Source organism: Pseudomonas agronomica (assembly GCF_025917275.1).
In the GTDB taxonomy this organism is placed as follows: domain Bacteria; phylum Pseudomonadota; class Gammaproteobacteria; order Pseudomonadales; family Pseudomonadaceae; genus Aquipseudomonas; species Aquipseudomonas agronomica.
In genome coordinates, this window is record NZ_JAOSHO010001092.1 from 1 (window position 1) to 347 (window position 347).

At 60.2% G+C, this 347-nt stretch carries 1 protein-coding gene; it reads right to left on the reverse strand.

Annotation, left to right across the window (positions count from 1 at the left end; translation table 11 throughout):
- Positions 1-43: 43 nt before the first annotated feature.
- The coding region (locus OC610_RS29065; protein ID WP_264433293.1) for a tetratricopeptide repeat protein at positions 44-347 on the reverse strand (304 nt) is incomplete at its 5' end.

The following is a 347-nucleotide window of genomic DNA, read 5'->3' on the forward strand; positions in this document are numbered from 1 at the left end:
GCGATTCAACCATCACCCTCTCTTCGCAAGCCCTGCACCTCGCTCAATGCACAATAGAATTGGGCGGCAGATGCCCCAGTCGCTCGGTCAGGCGCAGCCGCTGGATCGGATCTTCACTGAGCATCAGCGCGTGCTCAAGGTCGAAGCGTTCAGCGTTAGGGCAGTCGAGGCGCTGGTAAAGACTGGCGCGCGCCAGGTAGTCGGCGGCGTTGGCGTTGCCCATTTCGAGCACTCGCTCGGCATCAATCAGCGCAGCGATGAAGTCATCGTTCGCCAAGTGCAATTGCCGCAGGTTGCGCGACAACCGTTGCAGCATCTGCATCGGCTCGGCATTGACCATATGCTCG